An 808-nucleotide genomic window follows, 5' to 3' on the forward strand; every position below is an offset into this window, starting at 1 on the left:
TTAGTGAAATCGAGTAGGACGGGACACGTGATATCCTGTTTGAACATGGGGGGACCATCCTCCAAGGCTAAATACTCCTGACTGACCGATAGTGAACCAGTACCGTGAGGGAAAGGCGAAAAGAACCCCTGTGAGGGGAGTGAAATAGAACCTGAAACCGTGTACGTACAAGCAGTAGGAGCCCACTTGTTGGGTGACTGCGTACCTTTTGTATAATGGGTCAGCGACTTAATTTTAGTAGCAAGGTTAACCGTTTAGGGGAGCCGTAGGGAAACCGAGTCTTAACTGGGCGTCATAGTTGCTAGGATTAGACCCGAAACCGAGTGATCTAGCCATGGGCAGGTTGAAGGTGAGGTAACACTTACTGGAGGACCGAACCGACTAATGTTGAAAAATTAGCGGATGACTTGTGGCTAGGGGTGAAAGGCCAATCAAACTCGGAGATAGCTGGTTCTCCCCGAAAGCTATTTAGGTAGCGCCTCGGACGAATACTACTGGGGGTAGAGCACTGTTAAGGCTAGGGGGTCATCCCGACTTACCAACCCTTTGCAAACTCCGAATACCAGTAAGTACTATCCGGGAGACACACGGCGGGTGCTAACGTCCGTCGTGAAGAGGGAAACAACCCAGACCGCCAGCTAAGGTCCCAAAGTTATAGCTAAGTGGGAAACGATGTGGGAAGGCTCAGACAGCCAGGATGTTGGCTTAGAAGCAGCCATCATTTAAAGAAAGCGTAATAGCTCACTGGTCGAGTCGGCCTGCGCGGAAGATTTAACGGGGCTAAGCTATACACCGAAGCTGCGGCAAT

Annotated in this window: 1 rRNA gene; it reads left to right on the top strand. The window is 50.5% G+C overall.

The window, feature by feature from the left end:
* A 23S ribosomal RNA gene (locus CZ809_RS20850) occupies window positions 1-808 on the top strand; the annotation flags it as partial.

The sequence above is a fragment of the Photobacterium piscicola genome (assembly GCF_900166965.1).
In the GTDB taxonomy this organism is placed as follows: domain Bacteria; phylum Pseudomonadota; class Gammaproteobacteria; order Enterobacterales; family Vibrionaceae; genus Photobacterium; species Photobacterium piscicola.